Genomic DNA, 18,141 nt, shown 5'->3' with positions numbered 1-18,141 from the left:
AAATGCCTCCTTTTACAGAACTGATTGATTATCATTTAATTTGCTAGATACTTTGTTGGCACTAATCAATAGGATCACTGATACGATGGAGACACCTAAACCAACAGCGGTTGCATAAGAGAAGTCACCTTGCGTCATACCCATTCGATACACATAAGAATTAATTACTTCTGCTTTTTCACGGTTCTGAGAATTCATCAAGACCAAGGTTTGATCTAGATTCGATCCTAATAAACCGCTTACAGTCAGAATAAGGTTTAAACTGATAATCGGCTTCATGTTAGGGAGGGTAATATTCCAAATTTGTCTCATACGACTGGCCCCATCTATTTTGGCAGCTTCATAATAAGTAGGATCAATTTTCGACATGATGGCTAGGTATAAAATCGTTCCCCAACCTGCCTCTTTCCAAATATCCGATAACGTTGCAATCCACCAATACTTGTTCGCATCGAGTAAAATATTTACCGGTTTCGAGATGATTCCTAAATTGAGCAGCATTTCATTAATCATTCCGGATGAAGAGAACCAAGCAATCAACATCCCGCCCAGAACGATCCATGACAAAAAGTGGGGTAAATAAGAGATCGTTTGTACTAATTTCTTAAAGCGTCCAGCGCTCAACTCGTAAATCATAACGGATAGAATAATAGGAATAATAAAACCTATGGCTAATTTCAGAAAGCTGATCCCCAAGGTATTTACTACAGCATCCCAAAAATATTTGTCTGATAAAATAATTCTGAAATTATCAAGCCCAACCCACGGTGCAGAATCGAGCGTATCAATTACTGTGTAACTCTTAAAAGCAATCGTCAATCCGTAAATAGGAATGAAACAAAAAATAATCATAAAAATAATTCCTGGAATGATCATGGACTGGATTTCCCATTGTCTCTTATAATCAATCACAAATTCTTTGACCCTCTGTCCCATAGGTTTCTTACTACTCATTGGATTCTTCCCGTTCACTGGCACTACGGCTAATTTATCCACGTTTTTCTTCTCCCCTCCAAATCATGATCCCCAAAACGATAAAAACGTTTTTATTTCTTCGAAAAAAAAACCTCCTAAAAGCAATAAAATTATCAAGCATAAACGCCTTCAGCGTCCTTATCAGACGATATGCGTTTAAGCGAGAAATATAAGAAATAAAGTATAGGTGCAAACTTATACTTTCTTATATTTAAAAAAAGATCGGATACCCTCTTGTTGCCCTTCTTGAAAGCATTAGTACCGATCAATCTTCACTTGAGTAGAACCACGTACAATCAATTCGCCTGTCAATTTCATCATTTCGCCTTGTTCCTTCTTCTGAATCATGCGAACCAGGTGATTAACGGATAGAATACCTTGTCTGGCAATTTGATTTCTTACTGTAGTTAATGGCGGTGAGAAATACTGGGCAATATCAATGTCGTCAAATCCCATAACGCTTATCTCTAACGGGACTTCGTATCCATGCGATTTCAAAGCTTGAATACATCCAATAGCGCTCAAATCATTCCCTGCTAGAAAAGCATCCGGTATTTTATCAGGACTCAAGTGAACTAAAGACTTAATAGCGTTATAGGTGCTCTCTTCTTCAAAATATCCTTGTATAATATACTCTTCGTTCGTTGGAAGCTGATATTGACGCAAGGCGGCCAAGTATCCTTCTTTCCGCTGAACACTGTCATACATCTCATCCACACCAGATATGTAAGCAATTTTCTTGTGTCCCAGACTGATTAAATATTTGGTTGCTTCGTACCCCGCTTCAAAGGAATCGAAGATCACACTTCCCATCGTATCATTCTTAAGCGGCCGATCCAGAAACACTGCTTTGATCTTATCTTTCACCATTGCAGCAATTTCTTCTTCATCAATTCTCATTTCTTCGTAGATAATGACACCATCTACACGCCGGCCTAGAATATTGCTCATAATGACTTGTTTATCCTTTGTAACAAATACATTTAGCCCATAACCTAACCGATCACATTCACGAGACATGGACTCCACCAGCTTATAGAAGTATGGACCCGATACACTCGTCGTAAAAAAACCTAGCATTTTAGTTTTTCCGTTCCTTAGGAGCTTGCCATTTAGGTTCGGAACATAATTTAATTGCTTCGCGACCTTAAGAACATGTGATTTCGTCTCCGGGTTTAATACATCTACGTCATTTAATGCGTTAGAGACCGTAGAAATGGAGACTCCTGCCTCTCTGGCAACATCTTTAATAGTTACCTTTTCCATAATGATTCAATCTTCCTTTACGAATAAAAACGTTTTTATAGATCTAAATTAACATAAAAACGTTTTCATTACAATATGTTTTTTTATTTTTTTTATTTTTCTATTTCGAATTATTCATAATAGACTCTGAACACCATATCTTGCTCATAGTTCCCAAATCCACGCCCGAATAATGTTAATCCACCTCTTCTACGTCCGCTATCCTCTGCACTTAAACGAAATGTCCACTGGTCCTGTTCTACAAGTACATCATCAAGTGTCACCGCTGATATTTGCTGCCCATCTATAAATGTTCCACCTGCATTAATCCGCAGCACCTTCAGCAAACCATATTGGTTAACATCTGAATTCCACCAAGCAGGGGTTAATCGTCCTCTAGTTAGGCCGAAATCTCCTGGACTTGTCCATTTCCCTAAATCCTGTCCATTCATAGCAAAAGCAATATCCGACGGCCATTTCTCATTTACATGCGGAGCCTCAGAACCGATCTCCATAGAAATTTCTATCTCCTGCACGACCTGATCCTTAAACAGATAATTAGGAACCTTATATTCGATATACCCTTTAGCAAACCATAAAATACCAGCGTTCACTCGCTCTGGGTCCAGGAAATAACGTGGATCATCATAATATCCGATTAACTTGTCTGTAGTTGCAATTCCGCAAGTAGGTGATGCCTGAACATCAGTATACTGTCCTACAGGAATCGAAACCTCAACAACCTTTCTAGCGATTCCCCGAGAACCTGATAATTTAATCTGCAGGTAGTTGGTAGACAATGAACAGTACTTATATGTCCCTCCATCCACACGTCTCATTTTAGAGCTAATCAGACCTGCTTTTTGCAGCTTGGCAACATGGGTGCTAACTATCGCACTGCTTAGATAGAGTTCGGCTGCCAGCTCTTTAATATGCATTTCTTTGCGGTCCAGTAGTTCGATTATCCTTAGCCTGACTTCACTTGCTAGTGCTTCGTAGACCCGAAGCGATTCAGTATCTGTAGTTAAGTGCATTCCGTTATCTCCCATGCCTTTGAATTAGTATTTTTACGAATCCTAAATTATTTGATTGCTTATCATATCTTATTCTAAGTACTATGTAATCATAAATCGCTTTATCAGTTAATAATAATATTAATTCTATTTGAAGGAGATATGTATTCATGACGATTAAATCCACTATGATTATTGACAAGGATTTTAAACTATCAGAAGTAGACACCCGAATCTACGGCTCCTTCATCGAGCATTTAGGCAGGGCCGTATATGGTGGTATTTATGATCCAGGTCACCCTACTGCAGATCTCAATGGTTTTCGAGCAGATGCCATTGAAGCTATCCGAGCACTAAATGTGCCTATCATTCGTTATCCCGGCGGAAATTTTGTATCCGGTTACAACTGGGAAGACGGTGTTGGGCCTAAGAACGAACGTAAGCATTCCCTAGAACTAGCTTGGTGGACAACAGAACCGAATCAAGTGGGCACTAATGAATTTGCTGATTGGGCTAAACTCGTTGGCTCTGAAGTCATGATGGCGGTTAACCTGGGCACTCGCGGCATTGACGCAGCTAGAAACCTAGTAGAGTACTGCAACCATCCTTCCGGATCCTACTATAGTGACCTGCGAATTTCCCATGGATATAAAGAACCTCATGCCTTCAAGACCTGGTGTCTGGGTAATGAAATGGACGGCCCTTGGCAGATTGGCGCTAAAACAGCGGCTGAATATGGTCGCTTAGCGAACGAAACAGCGAAGGCGATGCGCTGGGTAGATCCAACCCTAGAGCTTGTAGCATGCGGCAGTTCCGGCAGCGGTATGGACACTTTTGCAGAGTGGGAAGCTACCGTGCTAGATCTTTCTTATGAGAACGTAGACTACCTCTCACTGCATACTTACTACAACAACAACGAAGATGATACTCCTAATTTTCTAGCCCGCTCAATGGATATGGATCACTTCATCAACAGTGTAGCTGCTACCTGTGATTATATTCAAGCTAAGAAAAAGAGCAAGAAGAAAATTAATCTTTCCTTGGATGAATGGAATGTGTGGAAGTCGCAAGGTAGCAGTCGTGCCGAAAAACATTGGCAGATCGCTCCACCCGAATTTGAAGATGTATACACACTAGAAGATGCACTGGTCGTGGGCTGCTGTCTCATTACATTACTAAAACATGCGGATCGTGTAAAGATGGCTTGCATCGCTCAGCTTATTAATGTTATTGCCCCTATTATGACTGAAAATGGCGGTCCCCTGTGGCTTCAGACCACTTATTATCCATATCTGCATGCATCCCTATATGGCCGTGGAACCGTGCTTCATCCGTTGATCTCCAGCCCTAAATACGATTCTAAAGATTTTAGTGATGTGCCTTACTTGGAAGCCATCAGTGTATACAACGAGGAGCAGAATGAAGTTACTGTCTTTGCGGTAAATCGTCATTTATCCGAGGGACTTGAACTGGACGTGGACCTACGCAGCTTTAATTCCGTTAACATCATTGAGCATATTGTACTGAAACATGAAGAGATTAAAGCTGTAAATACCAAATCCAACCCCCATAACGTAATCCCTAGCCAAGGAAATGCTACATTTGAAGGTGGACATGTGAAGGCCCTTCTCGCAAAAGCATCCTGGAACGTGATCCGTCTCCGGGTGAACAGCTAGACAAGCGCACATAAACGCCCCTTGAATCTATGTAACACTAAAGATTCAGAGGGGCGTTTGTAGTTTTATTTTATTCTAAAAATCGTTACGGATTGCTTTGGAAACTCATAAGAAAAGGTGCTTCCCACAATTGTGAAATTAGTTTGCTTAGGGGAGACAAGCTCCTTATTCTCGAAGTTATTTTCGTCCTCAAGCTGGTAACCCGACAGTTCATACACCTCGACCGACAAGTCCTTTGTTGCCAGCCCTTCTAATACAATCTCAGCAGAAACGCTGTTCTCTTGTACGTTCACTGTCTTAAGAATGATATCCCCTGTGGCAGCTTCCACACTTGCTGTATAATACAGCGGTTCGATGACCGGAGGTTTGTCCTCTGTTTCATTGATTAGCTCTCCGTTAATGTAAGAACGAATATGTCTGCCTGATACTTCTAGCTTCAGATCATATTCTACGTCAGTTTCAACCGAAAACATCGTATGCGTCAGAACTGAGTTTCTCCCGTTAATGATAGAAGCCACTATGGAATCCTGATTCTGCCAGCCGCCCAGTTCCCATAACAAATGATTCTGATCATCTGCTTTGCCAAAATAGAACACAAACCCTTTATTCCCTGCGGTTCTAGTAGCCTTGAAATTCAAGGTATAGCTATCCCACCCCGTCTCACCAAGATCTAATATTCGTTTGGTCGTTCCGTTCTGAGCAGGGTCCGGGAGATTTGATATCTCTTCTGACAGATCAGAATACGACTTCACTTCTCCAGTAACATTGTTAACCAAAGTGATCTCGGAGAACCGGGCAGCGGATGCATCCACGCCCAAGCTAATCGCTCCTGTGATCGCTTCAACTGTACGTTCCTCGGGTGCTGTGAAGTCGTTCGCTTCTATCTCGAGTAGCTGATCTCCTTGATGGTTCATGAATAGCTTTTGAACATAGTAGTTCGCAGTTCCATACACCTCATGATTATTAAACCAGATTAGATCCGGCTTCCAGTTGATATAATCCACATTGCAGAGCATAGGCGCATAACATGCCAAACCAACCGCATGCGCGTTATTCTGAAGCCCCGTCATAAAAGCCGCCTCCACCAGCGCGTTGTAATACGTATTGCCCCATGAAGCATATTCGCCTAAGAACACTTTCGGTTCATCAGCCTTAAAGTCATCATAACGGTGATGATTCGCCAGGAACCATTCTGGTGTACAGTAATAATGCTCGTCTACAAAATCAGACTTATTCTCTTTTGCCGATGTCCAGCCCCGATCATATTCCTTACCTGCTGAGAATGGACCACTCGAATTGATGACCTTGATTTCCGGATATTTCTCTTTAATGGCTTGATGAAAGTAAGGATATCGCTCGAAAAAGGGTGCGCCTACCTCTTCATTACCGATGCCGATATACTCTAATCCAAAAGGTTCCGGGTGACCAAGCTCCGCACGTATACTTCCCCATTCCGTTGATAAATCCCCATTGGCAAATTCGATCAAATCCAGTGCATCCTCTACCCAGGGCGTTAATTCGTCCAGCGGCACCATACGTTTATGATGTGGATCGTAGCCGCCCGGAATTACGGGAATCGGTTTGGCTCCAATATCCTCACAGAACTGAAAATATTCAAAATAACCTAACCCAAGCGTCTGATTATAGGACCAGTTATTCCGCCTTGCCGGCCTTTGTGCCACATCCCCGATTGTATTTTTCCATCTGTACATGGAATCTCTGTCGTCTGGATTCAATGAACCGTCATGCACCAGACAGCCTCCCGGAAACCGCATGAATTTAGGCTTTAAGTCGGCTAGTAATCGTGAAATGTCTTCACGCATGCCCCCAGGTCTGTTCATAAAGGTCTTCTCCGGAAACAGAGAAACCATGTCCAGATATACCTTGCCGCTCCCTTTGGTAACGATTACAAGACGTGAGCTAGTATCCGTAGCATTAGCCTTAATAACTGCTTCGTATCGAGTCCATTCGGAGTTATTCACGGCTATTTTCGCTTCACCATAAATAGTCCCATTTATACTTTCAATGGTTATGGTAAGAGGCATATCAAAGCTTGTTTCCCGACGAGCATATACCGAGAACTTATAATTCTCGCCTTCTTTTACAGGAATGCCACTATTGAATCCAAGATTCATCAGCCCAACGCCGTCACCTTCAGCCACAATATCAATGGCTACATAATGTGGATTACGTTCATTCAAGGGATTGCTATCCTCCACCGTGATGACGGTCTTCCCACCTCCACGACCTACAGGCCCCCAAGCCATCAACGCATGATAATCCGCTCGATCAATCGGATCGAATTCAAAAGATCGGTTCTGAACCAGCTCAGCATAAAGGCCACCATCTGCCGCATGATTTAAATCCTCGAAGAAGATCCCGAATAAATCACCTAATGCTGCACCACGCTGCTGTGTATGTATTGTCAGAGTTCCTTCCATCTTCATTAGCTCATCACTCCTAGTCAAATTAATTTAATTTATATTTATATTACTTAGTTCATAACTATATAAATCATTATAGTGAGTTTACTTCACATTCGTCAATTCAGATACTTTGAATGAATAACAAAAAGGCCGATATTGTATGAAAATCCATACAACATCAGCCTTTTATAACGCAAATCCATTTATACTCTTATTTATTTAGCAGTCATTTGCCCTACTAAGAACTCGACAAAGTCAGTTGATTTGTTCTTATCTTCACCTTCTCCAAACACCCCGATGATCATCTTCCGAGAATGAATAGGAAGGTCTGTAGCAAACTTCGTATCTGTAATATCTACGCCAGTGATCCACTCTTCACCGTTCTCCGTATTTTTTATACGTTTCAAACGAATATCATCTAAAGGTAGTCCAGCTGATTTTACGAACGGCTCCAGATTCTTAAGTCCTTGTTGCTGCCCAATCCAATCAAAAGTAGCATCATCCAAAATAAGAATATCCGGACGATCCGCCGCAAGCATCGCCATCGCGCGCTGGATATAAGTCATGTCTAACGCGCCTCCACCTTCACCGCCTGTGGAGGGAAGGTATACGACTTCCGTCTTTACCCGCTTCCAAGCTGGATAACGATTGACGATCTCTTGTTTAAGCTCTTCATCCTTACCTGATGGATCTTGGGATTCATAGTTTCCTAGGAACATGATAGTTACATCCACTGGCGGGAGTGAAGCTTCATATTTTTTAGCTTGATATTGATTATAAAGTGCATTGCCTCCAAAGATTAGTACCAACAGCACAATGATAGATACAAAAGTATGGACTTTGTATAGCCTAAAGAAATTCTCCGATTTACGCGCTATGCCGGAAAAGGCTCCCCATTTCTCTAGCCGCTTGTCCTCAGCCTCTTGAATTTCCTTCTGATCCAAGCCGTCTAGGATTGTTTTGAAAGCTAGAAACTCTTCTTCATAGGCTGCAGCCTCAGTCTCTGAGGAATTTGATTTACGGCGTTTCAAGAGCAATTCAAACTTTTTATTCAGTTCCTCCCGGGTAATATCTTCAGGCAAGTCCAAACGTTCGTAAGCCTCTTTTAATTTCTCATTCAAATTGATGACTCCTTCCTGATGCTCAACTGGATATCTGATCGTGAATTTGGTTCTATGTATGGAATTCAGGTAAACATACTAATTATACAAAAGAATGATTGAATTCGTGAAATAAACAACATATGAACTCAATTAAACTATATCATGGAGTGCTAGACGCTAACAAGTAAGCGTTTATCATAGGGCTTAGAGGCATTCTCTATTGGCTCTAGTCCAAACCATGCAGCTGTTTAAATTGCTCTGGACTCATTCCAGTCAACCGCTTAAACACTAGACAAAAGTAGCTGGCATTTTCGAAGCCCACTAACTGAGCAATTTCATACATTTTTTTATCTCGTTCATTGAACATTAGTTGTTTACTCAAGTTTATACGCTGCTTGTTGATATAGGTTACAGGTCGATCATGGATTGTTTTTTGAAAAAGCCTGCATAAATATTGTGGCGATACCGCGATTACCTCCGCAAGCTCCTTTAATGGGAGCGTCCTATGTAAATTGCTTTCTATATGATGAAGCACAGGCTTAATTCGCTCCAATTCAAGAGCCTCATTTAGAGGAGAGACTAGGTTTCTTTTTAAATCTAGCAGCAGCGCATAAAGTTGTTTGGATCGTTCCAGATTCGTTTCCAGTTCATTGCTATCTGGCAAGTGGAGCATTTCCTTTAAAGGATTTAGCCACCTATCCTCCTTCAATCTTGCTGGTCCTGATTCACGGATTCCTGCGTACAGCAGCATTTGACCGGCCTCTCTACCATTGAATGAAATCCATGACAGCTTCCACTTACTGCTGATTGGCGCATACGAATGCGTAATATTCGGAAACAAAAAGAAGACATCCCCTTCGCCCACAATATATCGTTTCTCCTGAATGACAAGCTCACCTTTTCCTTCGTGGATCTGATGCAATTGATAATCTGGAAATCCGGTGGGCCGTAGGGTTTCTGCCTGATGCTCCCAAAATCCAATGGTTGTAGCATACAGCGGCAGCATATTCGTATCTTCCGTTTGGCAAAAGATTATTTTGCTATCCATTTAATCACTCGTTTCATATTTTGTTATATGTGATGAAAAATCTTTTATATCTCTTAACATTACTCCAATTTATAATATGAATATAATAACATCACTATTATAAAGGAGTTTTACTCATGCGAGCAAAATTTGTTTATCAGCCTCCTGCAAACGGTTATCCAGAATGGAATAATAATCCGGAAATTTTTGAACTAAATCGATTGGATGCCCATGCTTCCATGATTTCTTATAGCCATTTATCGCAAGCCTTGGCAGGGGATAAAGAAGCCTCGCCATATTACAAAACGCTCAATGGTATTTGGAAGTTCTCCTTTTCCGAAACACCGGATCAACGGGTCGTAGATTTCTATAAAGCGGATTTCGATTGCAGCACTTGGGCTACGATTCCTGTACCCTCTCACTGGCAATTCCAGGGCTATGATTACCCGCAATATACGAATGTACGATATCCTTGGGCGGAATCCGAACCTGATCTCAAGCCACCTTTTGCTCCGACAAAATATAATCCAGTAGGCTCGTACATACGAACCTTTACTGTACCTGAATCCTGGAACGGTCAACCTGTATACCTTAGCTTTCAGGGGGTTGAATCCGCTTTCTATGTATGGGTAAACGGAGAACGGGTCGGTTACTGTGAAGACACCTTTACACCTTCGGAATTCGATATTACCCCTTATTTAATAGCCGGTGATAATAAACTAGCTGTCGAGGTCTATCGTTGGTGTGATGCCAGTTGGCTGGAGGATCAAGATTTTTGGCGGCTTAGCGGTATTTTTCGGGAGGTCTATCTGTACACCGCCCCTTCTGTTCATGTTGCTGATTTTTTCGTTAATACCGTGCTAGACGAAGATTTCGTACATGCGAATTTAAACGTATATATCAAAGTGGAAAATTACTTTAATCAGAAGCTAAACCCTTATACACTCCAAATGCAGCTATACAATAAAGAAGATCAGCCTGTATGGAAGGCTCCAGTATCTGCAGTTACTTCCTTTGATCAAGAGGATATTCAGCATTTCAAGCTTTCTGAGCATGTAGAAGATCCATATAAGTGGAGTGCTGAGACACCGTATCTGTATACATTAGTTCTCTCCATGATTGACGACAACGGAAACACTACTGAAACCGTCAGCTGTAAGGTCGGATTCCGCACCTTTGTGATCAAAGACGGACTTATGAAGATCAACGGCAAAAGAATTGTACTAAAAGGTGTTAACCGGCACGAGTTCTCTTGTGACACAGGACGTGCGCTATCCAAAGATGACATGATCCGAGATATCAAACTGATGAAAACACATAATATTAATGCGGTTCGGACCTCTCACTACCCGAATCAGTCTGTTTGGTATGAGCTTTGTGATGAATACGGACTTTATGTTATCGATGAAACTAATCTGGAAACGCACGGCACTTGGCAATATGGGCAACAAGGAATACATGAGGGAAATGTACCTGCAAGCAAACCGGAATGGCGGGCCAATGTGATTGACCGTTGCAACTCCATGATGCAAAGAGACAAGAACCATCCTTCGGTTATCATCTGGTCGCTGGGGAATGAATCCTACGGCGGCGATAATTTCATCGCCATGCATGACTATCTCAGAGAAGCTGACCCAACACGACCTGTTCATTATGAAGGGATCTTCCATTGCAGAGAGTCGGAAGCAGCTAGTGATATAGAGTCGACTATGTATGCTAAACCGCACGATGTTGAAAAATATGCGCTAAGTCATCCTCAGAAGCCTTATATCATCTGCGAATACAGTCATGCTATGGGGAATTCTTGCGGTGGACTACACCTATACACCGATATGTTTGACAAGTACGATGTATTTCAAGGTGCTTTTATTTGGGATTGGGTGGATCAAGCTATCCAAACCAAAACATCCGAAGGTGTCCCATATTTAGCATATGGCGGTGACTTTGGTGAGTCGCCACATGATGGAAACTTTAGCGGAAACGGATTACTTTTTGCCGATCGTTCGGTTACTCCAAAGCTATTTGAGGTCAAAAAATGCTATCAAAATATTAAAGTAACGGCTTTAAATATCCGTGAAGGTCTCTTTCAGATTCGTAATAACTTTTTATTTACCGACATTGAACAGTACGAACTTAAATGGGAAGTTGCTTTAGACGGAGTAACTGCGCAAGAAGGTTTGCTGCAAATCTCTGCTGCACCAGGAGGAATCGTTGAATGCACTATCCCTTATGAACTGATTTCACATAGAGGTGATCATGAAGCTATTCTGAATCTCTCCTTTATTCAGCGTTCAGAAACTTCTTGGGCTGATACTGAACACGAAATCGCTTGGGAACAGTTTATTCTATCCCCGCGTATCGTGATACAGGCTCCAAAGACAACGGATGGAACGTTACATGTGCAGGAACATGAAGGTGCATTGACCGTACAGGGTGGGAATTTCACTCTAAACTTTAATACAACAACTGGTGAGCTATGCTCATACTATGCTTCCGGTAAAGAACATCTGCTTGAGCCTGTAAGACCTAACTTCTGGAGAGCGGTCACAGATAATGATCTTGGCAATGGATTGCCAAAGCGTTGTGCAGTGTGGAAGCAAGCCTCTAATGAACGGAACCTAGTAAACATGACCTATAGAACCGAAGGAAATCTATGTTTCGTCGCCACCACTTACCTTTTGCCAACGAATCCGTATTCCACTCTCCTTGTTCAGTATGAGATTCGCCCTGACGGGTCATTAGAGATTCTGCAAGAACTGAATCCGGGTAGTAGCGATCTTCCAGAAATTCCTGAGTTCGGAATGATGTTCGTGCTGGATGGAAGACTCGATACCCTTTCATGGTACGGCCGTGGACCCCATGAGAATTATTGGGACAGACAGACCGGAGCACCACTTGGCCGCTATAGGGGTAAAGTCAGTGATCAGTTCATCCCTTATCTCAGACCGCAAGAGTGTGGCAATAAGACAGATGTCAGATTTGCTTCGATTACAGATGGCAACGACGGATCAGGACTTTATTTTGATAGTGTAATCCCTATGGAGATTAATGCTCTGCCTTGGAAACCCGAGGAATTGGAAGCACATGATCACGTATATAAATTGCCAGTCTCGAACAAAACCGTACTGAGAGTCAACTACAAGCAAATGGGAGTTGGGGGTGACGACAGCTGGGGTGCACCAACCCACGAAGAGTTCACTCTGCCGGCTAATCGACCATATGCTTTCCGTTTCACCTTAACTTTGCTCTAAAGTAACGACATGAAAAGGCCGTCCTGTTTGGAAAAAACCAATCAGTGACGGCCTTTATTCCTATTATTTCGCCACTACTCTTGCCTGATTTCCGGAGGTCACGCCTGATTTATATTAAAAGTATGGGGTTTTGCAATTGACGGTTTGGCCATTCAAATGGGGATATTTTATACACATGGTGTTGTACTCTAAAATAATACGACCATGAAGCGGATGCTCCGTGGGGATTTTTAAATGCGTCGCAATGACTTCACTGAGTCCGAGATTTCGGATGTCTGCTTGTAGCTCTACGGCTTCTGGATCTTTTTCATAATCAAAATAAAGCGCTGAAGCTATAGCTAAAACAAGGTGTGAAGTCTCAAAGCCAAGTTCATGGGCAAGCATTGCTGGTTTTATCAGTCGATCATTAGGTGAAAGCTTACGAAGCGGGGATCGGGCGACACGTGTGATTTTATCGTTAATGTTGGGGTTAGTGAATCGTTCCATCATCTTTTCTATATACCGTGCATGTTCTAAGGGCTCGAAGCCATACAAATGTACCAGTAAGGTCCCTGTTTCCTTGAGTACCCCACGAACACGAGCTCTGATTGCGGGATCAGACATCGCTTCCTGAATGCTAGTATAACCTTCCAGATATCCGAAATAGGCTGCACTGCAATGGCCTGTATTCACAGTATATAGCTTCCGTTCGAGGTATGGTGCCAGCGAATCCACATAATGGACACCTTTAATTTCGTTGTAATTACCAATCATTCCACTGCGCGGAATCACCCACTCACTGAAGGGTTCAACGAGGATTTCAAGCGAATCTGTATTTTTCTGCACAGGCACGATCCGATCAACCATCGCATTTGGAAAAGCGACATTGCGGTCCGCAAGCTCCTTGAAGGATTGCTTCATATGCCGATATACAGATTTCTTTAACTTCTGACTGCTTCCAATACCGTTCTCACAGGCAATGATATGGAGAGGTTTGAGGTTCCTGTGATTGATAAGTCTTCGTTCGATTCCCTGCGCAATAGTACCGGCAATATCTTTTAAAGCGGCTATTCCAACTGCAGTGGTTACAATCTCAGCCTCTGCTATAGCTTTAGTAACGTTCTCAGTATCATTCAGATTGATCGCAGTAACATTATCAACGATAAAGCTGTCCCGATCCTTGTTAGCCAAGGTAACGGGGTATTGTCCGCGATTTTGCAACTGCGCAATCTTGTTCTTATTCCTTCCGACGAAACAAACATTGTAACCGGAGTCCGACAACATAGGTCCAATAAAACCTCTGCCAATATTGCCCGCTCCGAAATGTACGGCTCTCAATTTGGTATCCCCCTTTAATTTTAACTCTGTTTCTCAGTTTCTCTATACGAAGCAACGCTGAGTAACTACATGGTCAAAATCAAGAAGACTTAGATTATCTATTTTGTGATGCTGTTTATCGAATTCAAGGAAATTAGTAATCTCATTAGGAGTCACAATACAACGGATACCAGCTGCTGCTGCTGCCTTAGAACCATTCGGTGAATCCTCAATGGCAACTGCCTCATTAGGGGAGATTCCAAGACAAGCTAGTGTTTGGTTGTATAGCTCTGGATCTGGTTTTACTTTTGCCACATGATCTGCCGTCCGAATACATTCGAAATAATCGCGTATGCCCAATTGATTCAAGTATTTCTCCACCCATTCCAGTGAAGAGCTTGAGGCCAGCCCTATGCGTAGTCCAGCTTTTTTGGCAGAATCCAGATAATGCTGTATACCTGGCCGAATCGTTTCCAATTCCATAAGTTTGCTATGTCTCTGTTTAACAGCCTTACTGAAAGCCTCTTTATCAATGGCAAGCTTAAGATCAGTCATCAAGTACTCATAAGGATTAAAGCTGTTTAAGCTTGTGCCAATGCAGGTGGAGTACTGTTCAAGCGTCAAATCCACTCCATATTCAGCATAAGCCTCGTTAAAAGCGGTGTACCAAGCAGTCTCCGTGTCGATAATCGTTCCGTCAAAATCAAAAATAATGCCTTTGATCACAATCAACCATCTCCCTCGTATTATGTTTGGTTAGAATATCTTACGCAAAACCGTCTATAAATTCTACAAATTGTCATTTCAGCTTGCGTTGGACTATAAAAACCATAACAAAGGCTTTCCACTGACGTCAAGGGCGGTAGATAACATGCCACGGTATGATAACGATTACAATCAATGAGGACAATCCTGAATTTTTTGATCACATAAATGACTTAATCTATAACAGTAATCAGATTCAAAAAAACACCACAATCCTATGTGCTTCAAGGGATTTCTCCTTCCATGTTTGTCATGAAGACAAGCCCTCCCTTCTTCTCTCCATTCCCGGTATTTAGAGTATTTTTCCAATCATCTGAAAATAATTCAAAAAAAATTTTAAACACCACCTTTTTGCATGATTGTACAAATCTAATGACTGAATTATGTTTTGTCCATTGAGTAAAAAGAGTCTATAAATTATGATGAATTCAATCGAGAATGATTATCATTATTGGTAATCGTTATATATTTTAGGGAGGCAATAAAAAATGAACAAGGCAAGACAGTCCTTCGCTGTGTTATGCGTACTCTTTTTGATGAGTACATTGCTGCTAGCATGCGGAAACTCAAAGGAATCATCTTCTGGTAATAGTACGACCAACGCAACTGGAAATTCTTCTGCTGCGAGCACGGCACCATCAACGGAGCCCTCCGACAGCAGTGCAAATGAATCCGCAACGACTACCCGCTCCTACACGGATTACATAGGACATACTGTAGAAATCCCTGTGAAACCACAGCGAATAATCTACTCTGGAGAAACATATGGCGATTTGCTCGCTCTCGGCGTACAAGCGGTAGGGTATCCTCTATCCATGGGTGAAGGCCAGGTCTTTGAAGATCAGTTACAGGGTGTCGAGGATGTAGGCTTCCCTATCAATCTGGAGAAAACATTAGAGCTTCAACCTGACCTAATTATCTATGCGGGCACAGACGAAGCTGATTTTGAGCAGCTGTCCAAAATCGCACCTACAATCATTTTTGATACCTTTGCCCCATTACAAGAACGTATGCTGGACATTGGTGGAATTCTTGGTAAAACAACAGAAGCAGAAGCATGGCTAGCCCAATATAAAACCGCTGAAGAAACTATGTGGAAACAATTGAAGTCTGCTGGTATGCAAGAAGGTGAGACAGCTTCGGTCTTCACTTATTATCCGGGAGACAGACTGTTTATAATGGCGGCGACTGGACTTTCACAGGTACTCTATGGGGAGAATGGCTTCAAGGCAACTCCAGCTATTCAGAAGATACTCGATGAAGGTAAAGGCTTCCAGGAAGTATCTATGGAAGTGCTTAAAGAATATGCCGGAGACCGTATATTCATCTTGACTCCAGTTGCGGAGGAAGCAAAACAATCCACAGAAAATCTATTAAAGAGCCCTATCTGGAAGAGCCTTCCTGCCGTTAAGAATGGATATGTCCATACGCAGGACATCATGAAGACCTCCAGTGATGCAACTACAAGAGAATGGCTGCTCGGCGAGATTCCTCAGCTATTGAATATGAAATAACCCTCCATGATCGAGTGTTTAGCACACGGCTGATAGAAAACTTCAAGAAGCATATCAACAGCTGTTGATATGCTTCTTTGTTTTATATACAATAAGTTCATTGATAATCATTCTCACCAAAAGAACGGAGGCTGAACCTATGCTGCAAACATCATCGTCCTGCCCCCCGCTCCACTCCCTGCTGTTTCAGCTGATTGATGCCGAACTGATACTTCAAGCTGCCGATTCAAGCCCTGTATCACGTACAACTCATGACTACACCCTTCTCGTATTTACCGGGGGAAACGGGCAACTGAACCTCGATGATCAGAGCGTGATGCTGAGTACAGATAAATGTTATCTACTAGCTCCCGGAATCTCCTATAGTACGAGCAATCAGGAAATGACCATGTATTATTATCTCATCACCTTTTCAGCAATTTATACAAAAGAGCATCCAGAACGTTATTCTGGCGAACTACTTTCAGGCAGACGCGAATTAATTGTCCACCCGTTCACTAAGGTACTCCGTCTTGTGGAAGATTTGCTTCTGAACAAGAATAGCTTCGATGATGTGCAGCAATTCAAGCGACAATTGAAATTCCAGGAATTGATGCTGCTATTTTTTGAGCATAATTATCCTTCCAAGCATCTACCAAGTCCCACAGAATCCGTAGAAATGACTATACAATTCATAGAGGAGCATTATACAGAGAGCATCAGCGTGAAGCAGTTGGCTGAGCTGGCGGGGATATCGTTCTGGCAGTATACACCGATCTTTCAACAGCTTACCGGCAAAAAGCCACTTGAGTACCTGACCGATCTGCGCATTAGTCATTCCAAGCGCTTCCTGCAGGAATCGACGGAACCGCTGCGTGAAATCGCCAGACTGGTAGGCTTCTCCGATGAATATTATTTCAGCCGCCGCTTTCGGCAAAAAACCGGAGTTACCCCCGGACAATATGCGCATCAGCGAGGTCGTAAGCTTACCGTCAAAGATTGGACAGGCCATGAAGTGGAGATTCCAGAGCAAGCGAGACGCATTGTCTATCATGGAGAGACACTTGGCGACCTTCTCGCACTAGGCGTGAAGCCCATCGGAGGAGATGAAGCATTCGTGCGGAACAGCGTCTATAAACATCGGCTTAAAAAGCTCGCCAATGTTGGTTTCCCGCTGGACCCGCAGCTGACCGCTTCACTTAATCCAGATTTGATTATTTTGGCCAATAGTGATGAAAGAGCCTATAGGACCGTTTCCGGTATCGCCCCGACACTCACCTTTGATTCCTTTGCGCCACTCGAAAGTCGAATGCGAACACTAGGCAGCTGGCTCGGTAAACAACGCGAAGCCGAAGCGTGGCTGGAATCATTTACAATCAAAAACGCTGCCATGTGGCAGCAGCTTTACGAGACCAGTCTCCAAGCCGGAGAGACTGCCTCTGCTTTGGTCTATGACCACGGAAATCATCTGTATGCTATGGGAATGTCCGGATTCTCCACAGCGCTTTATGCCCCATGTGGTCTACAACCGACAGAGGAGATTCAAGCCATACTGGATGAAGAATTAGGGTTCGCTGAAGTTGATCCAGCGCGATTGCCTGCCTATACTGGTGATTACATCTTCATGCTCATTCCTGAGCGTCCAGACTCACTGGCTGCTATGGAACGACTACTAGACAGTTCACTTTGGAAAAGTCTTCCGGCAGTACGTCAGGGACATGTTTATCTGCTCGACGGAAGCAAATGGAACTCTAGTGATGCGTTAACTCGGGAGAAGCTGCTAACGCTTCTACCTAAACTGCTCAGTGGAAGCACCCCTAGTAATTGAAGGTGAATCTAGGATTCCCTTTTGACTTTTCAAAACTTCATGG

At 42.7% G+C, this 18,141-nt stretch carries 12 protein-coding genes; 4 read left to right on the top strand and 8 right to left on the bottom strand.

Annotated elements, in window-relative coordinates; translation table 11 throughout:
- Positions 1-12: 12 nt before the first annotated feature.
- The 3 genes from NST74_RS11080 to NST74_RS11070 form a co-directional block, all read right to left on the bottom strand.
- Positions 13-954, bottom strand: a complete 942-nt coding sequence (locus NST74_RS11080; protein WP_341115871.1) for an ABC transporter permease — start codon at positions 952-954, stop codon at positions 13-15.
- A gap of 276 nt (positions 955-1,230) precedes the next feature.
- Positions 1,231-2,241 carry a LacI family DNA-binding transcriptional regulator gene (locus tag NST74_RS11075; protein ID WP_042126523.1) on the bottom strand — a complete coding sequence of 337 codons (1,011 nt, stop codon included), beginning with the start codon at positions 2,239-2,241 and terminating at the stop codon, positions 1,231-1,233.
- A 110-nt stretch (positions 2,242-2,351) separates the two neighbouring features.
- Positions 2,352-3,254 (bottom strand): ArsR/SmtB family transcription factor, encoded by a 903-nt coding sequence (locus NST74_RS11070; protein ID WP_341112039.1) that lies wholly within the window; start codon positions 3,252-3,254, stop codon positions 2,352-2,354.
- Between the two features lie 149 nt (positions 3,255-3,403).
- Between NST74_RS11070 and arfA the strand changes: the two genes are divergently transcribed.
- Positions 3,404-4,909 carry an arabinosylfuranosidase ArfA gene (arfA, locus tag NST74_RS11065; RefSeq protein WP_341112038.1) on the top strand — a complete coding sequence of 502 codons (1,506 nt, stop codon included), beginning with the start codon at positions 3,404-3,406 and terminating at the stop codon, positions 4,907-4,909.
- Between the two features lie 65 nt (positions 4,910-4,974).
- On the opposite strand, the gene NST74_RS11060 is transcribed toward arfA, so the two are convergent.
- From NST74_RS11060 to NST74_RS11050, 3 genes are all read right to left on the bottom strand, one after another.
- The gene (locus tag NST74_RS11060) at positions 4,975-7,356 is read right to left on the bottom strand and encodes an alpha-L-arabinofuranosidase C-terminal domain-containing protein (RefSeq protein ID WP_341112036.1); all 2,382 of its coding nucleotides are present in this window, start codon (positions 7,354-7,356) and stop codon (positions 4,975-4,977) included.
- Positions 7,357-7,550: 194 nt separating this feature from the next.
- Complete coding sequence (locus tag NST74_RS11055) at positions 7,551-8,456, bottom strand: hypothetical protein (RefSeq protein ID WP_341112035.1); 906 nt, start codon at positions 8,454-8,456, stop codon at positions 7,551-7,553.
- 208 nt (positions 8,457-8,664) lie between these two features.
- Positions 8,665-9,486 (bottom strand): AraC family transcriptional regulator, encoded by an 822-nt coding sequence (locus tag NST74_RS11050; protein WP_341112034.1) that lies wholly within the window; start codon positions 9,484-9,486, stop codon positions 8,665-8,667.
- Positions 9,487-9,602: 116 nt separating this feature from the next.
- Here NST74_RS11050 and NST74_RS11045 point away from each other — a divergent pair, with 116 nt between their 5' ends.
- A complete protein-coding gene (locus NST74_RS11045) occupies positions 9,603-12,716 on the top strand; it encodes a glycoside hydrolase family 2 TIM barrel-domain containing protein (protein ID WP_341112033.1) in 3,114 nt (1,037 codons plus the stop codon).
- A 114-nt stretch (positions 12,717-12,830) separates the two neighbouring features.
- Here the strand turns inward: NST74_RS11045 and NST74_RS11040 are convergent, their stop codons facing one another.
- Both NST74_RS11040 and NST74_RS11035 read right to left on the bottom strand, forming a co-directional pair.
- A complete protein-coding gene (locus tag NST74_RS11040; RefSeq protein ID WP_341112032.1) occupies positions 12,831-14,033 on the bottom strand; it encodes a mannitol-1-phosphate 5-dehydrogenase in 1,203 nt (400 codons plus the stop codon).
- A gap of 42 nt (positions 14,034-14,075) precedes the next feature.
- Entirely contained in the window at positions 14,076-14,738 is a 663-nt protein-coding gene (locus NST74_RS11035; RefSeq protein ID WP_341112031.1) for an HAD family hydrolase, read from the bottom strand.
- Between the two features lie 527 nt (positions 14,739-15,265).
- Between NST74_RS11035 and NST74_RS11030 the strand changes: the two genes are divergently transcribed.
- Both NST74_RS11030 and NST74_RS11025 read left to right on the top strand, forming a co-directional pair.
- A complete protein-coding gene (locus NST74_RS11030) occupies positions 15,266-16,291 on the top strand; it encodes an ABC transporter substrate-binding protein (RefSeq protein WP_341112029.1) in 1,026 nt (341 codons plus the stop codon).
- Between the two features lie 139 nt (positions 16,292-16,430).
- On the top strand, positions 16,431-18,098 hold the full coding sequence (locus NST74_RS11025) for an AraC family transcriptional regulator (RefSeq protein ID WP_341112027.1): 1,668 nt from the start codon (positions 16,431-16,433) through the stop codon (positions 18,096-18,098).
- The last annotated feature ends 43 nt before the right edge of the window (positions 18,099-18,141 follow it).

It is taken from the genome of Paenibacillus sp. FSL F4-0125 (assembly GCF_038008565.1).
In the GTDB taxonomy this organism is placed as follows: Bacteria; Bacillota; Bacilli; order Paenibacillales; family Paenibacillaceae; genus Paenibacillus_AQ.
This window is presented reverse-complemented; position numbering and strand designations above follow the sequence as displayed.

Bases quoted from the DNA above. Each gene is read 5' to 3' on its own strand.
- NST74_RS11080 (WP_341115871.1), bottom strand. From the start codon at position 954: ATGAGTAGTAAGAAACCTATGGGACAGAGGGTCAAAGAATTTGTGATT.
- NST74_RS11075 (WP_042126523.1), bottom strand. From the start codon at position 2,241: ATGGAAAAGGTAACTATTAAAGATGTTGCCAGAGAGGCAGGAGTCTCC.
- NST74_RS11070 (WP_341112039.1), bottom strand. From the start codon at position 3,254: ATGCACTTAACTACAGATACTGAATCGCTTCGGGTCTACGAAGCACTA.
- arfA (WP_341112038.1), top strand. From the start codon at position 3,404: ATGACGATTAAATCCACTATGATTATTGACAAGGATTTTAAACTATCA.
- NST74_RS11060 (WP_341112036.1), bottom strand. From the start codon at position 7,356: ATGAAGATGGAAGGAACTCTGACAATACATACACAGCAGCGTGGTGCA.
- NST74_RS11050 (WP_341112034.1), bottom strand. From the start codon at position 9,486: ATGGATAGCAAAATAATCTTTTGCCAAACGGAAGATACGAATATGCTG.
- NST74_RS11045 (WP_341112033.1), top strand. From the start codon at position 9,603: ATGCGAGCAAAATTTGTTTATCAGCCTCCTGCAAACGGTTATCCAGAA.
- NST74_RS11030 (WP_341112029.1), top strand. From the start codon at position 15,266: ATGAACAAGGCAAGACAGTCCTTCGCTGTGTTATGCGTACTCTTTTTG.
- NST74_RS11025 (WP_341112027.1), top strand. From the start codon at position 16,431: ATGCTGCAAACATCATCGTCCTGCCCCCCGCTCCACTCCCTGCTGTTT.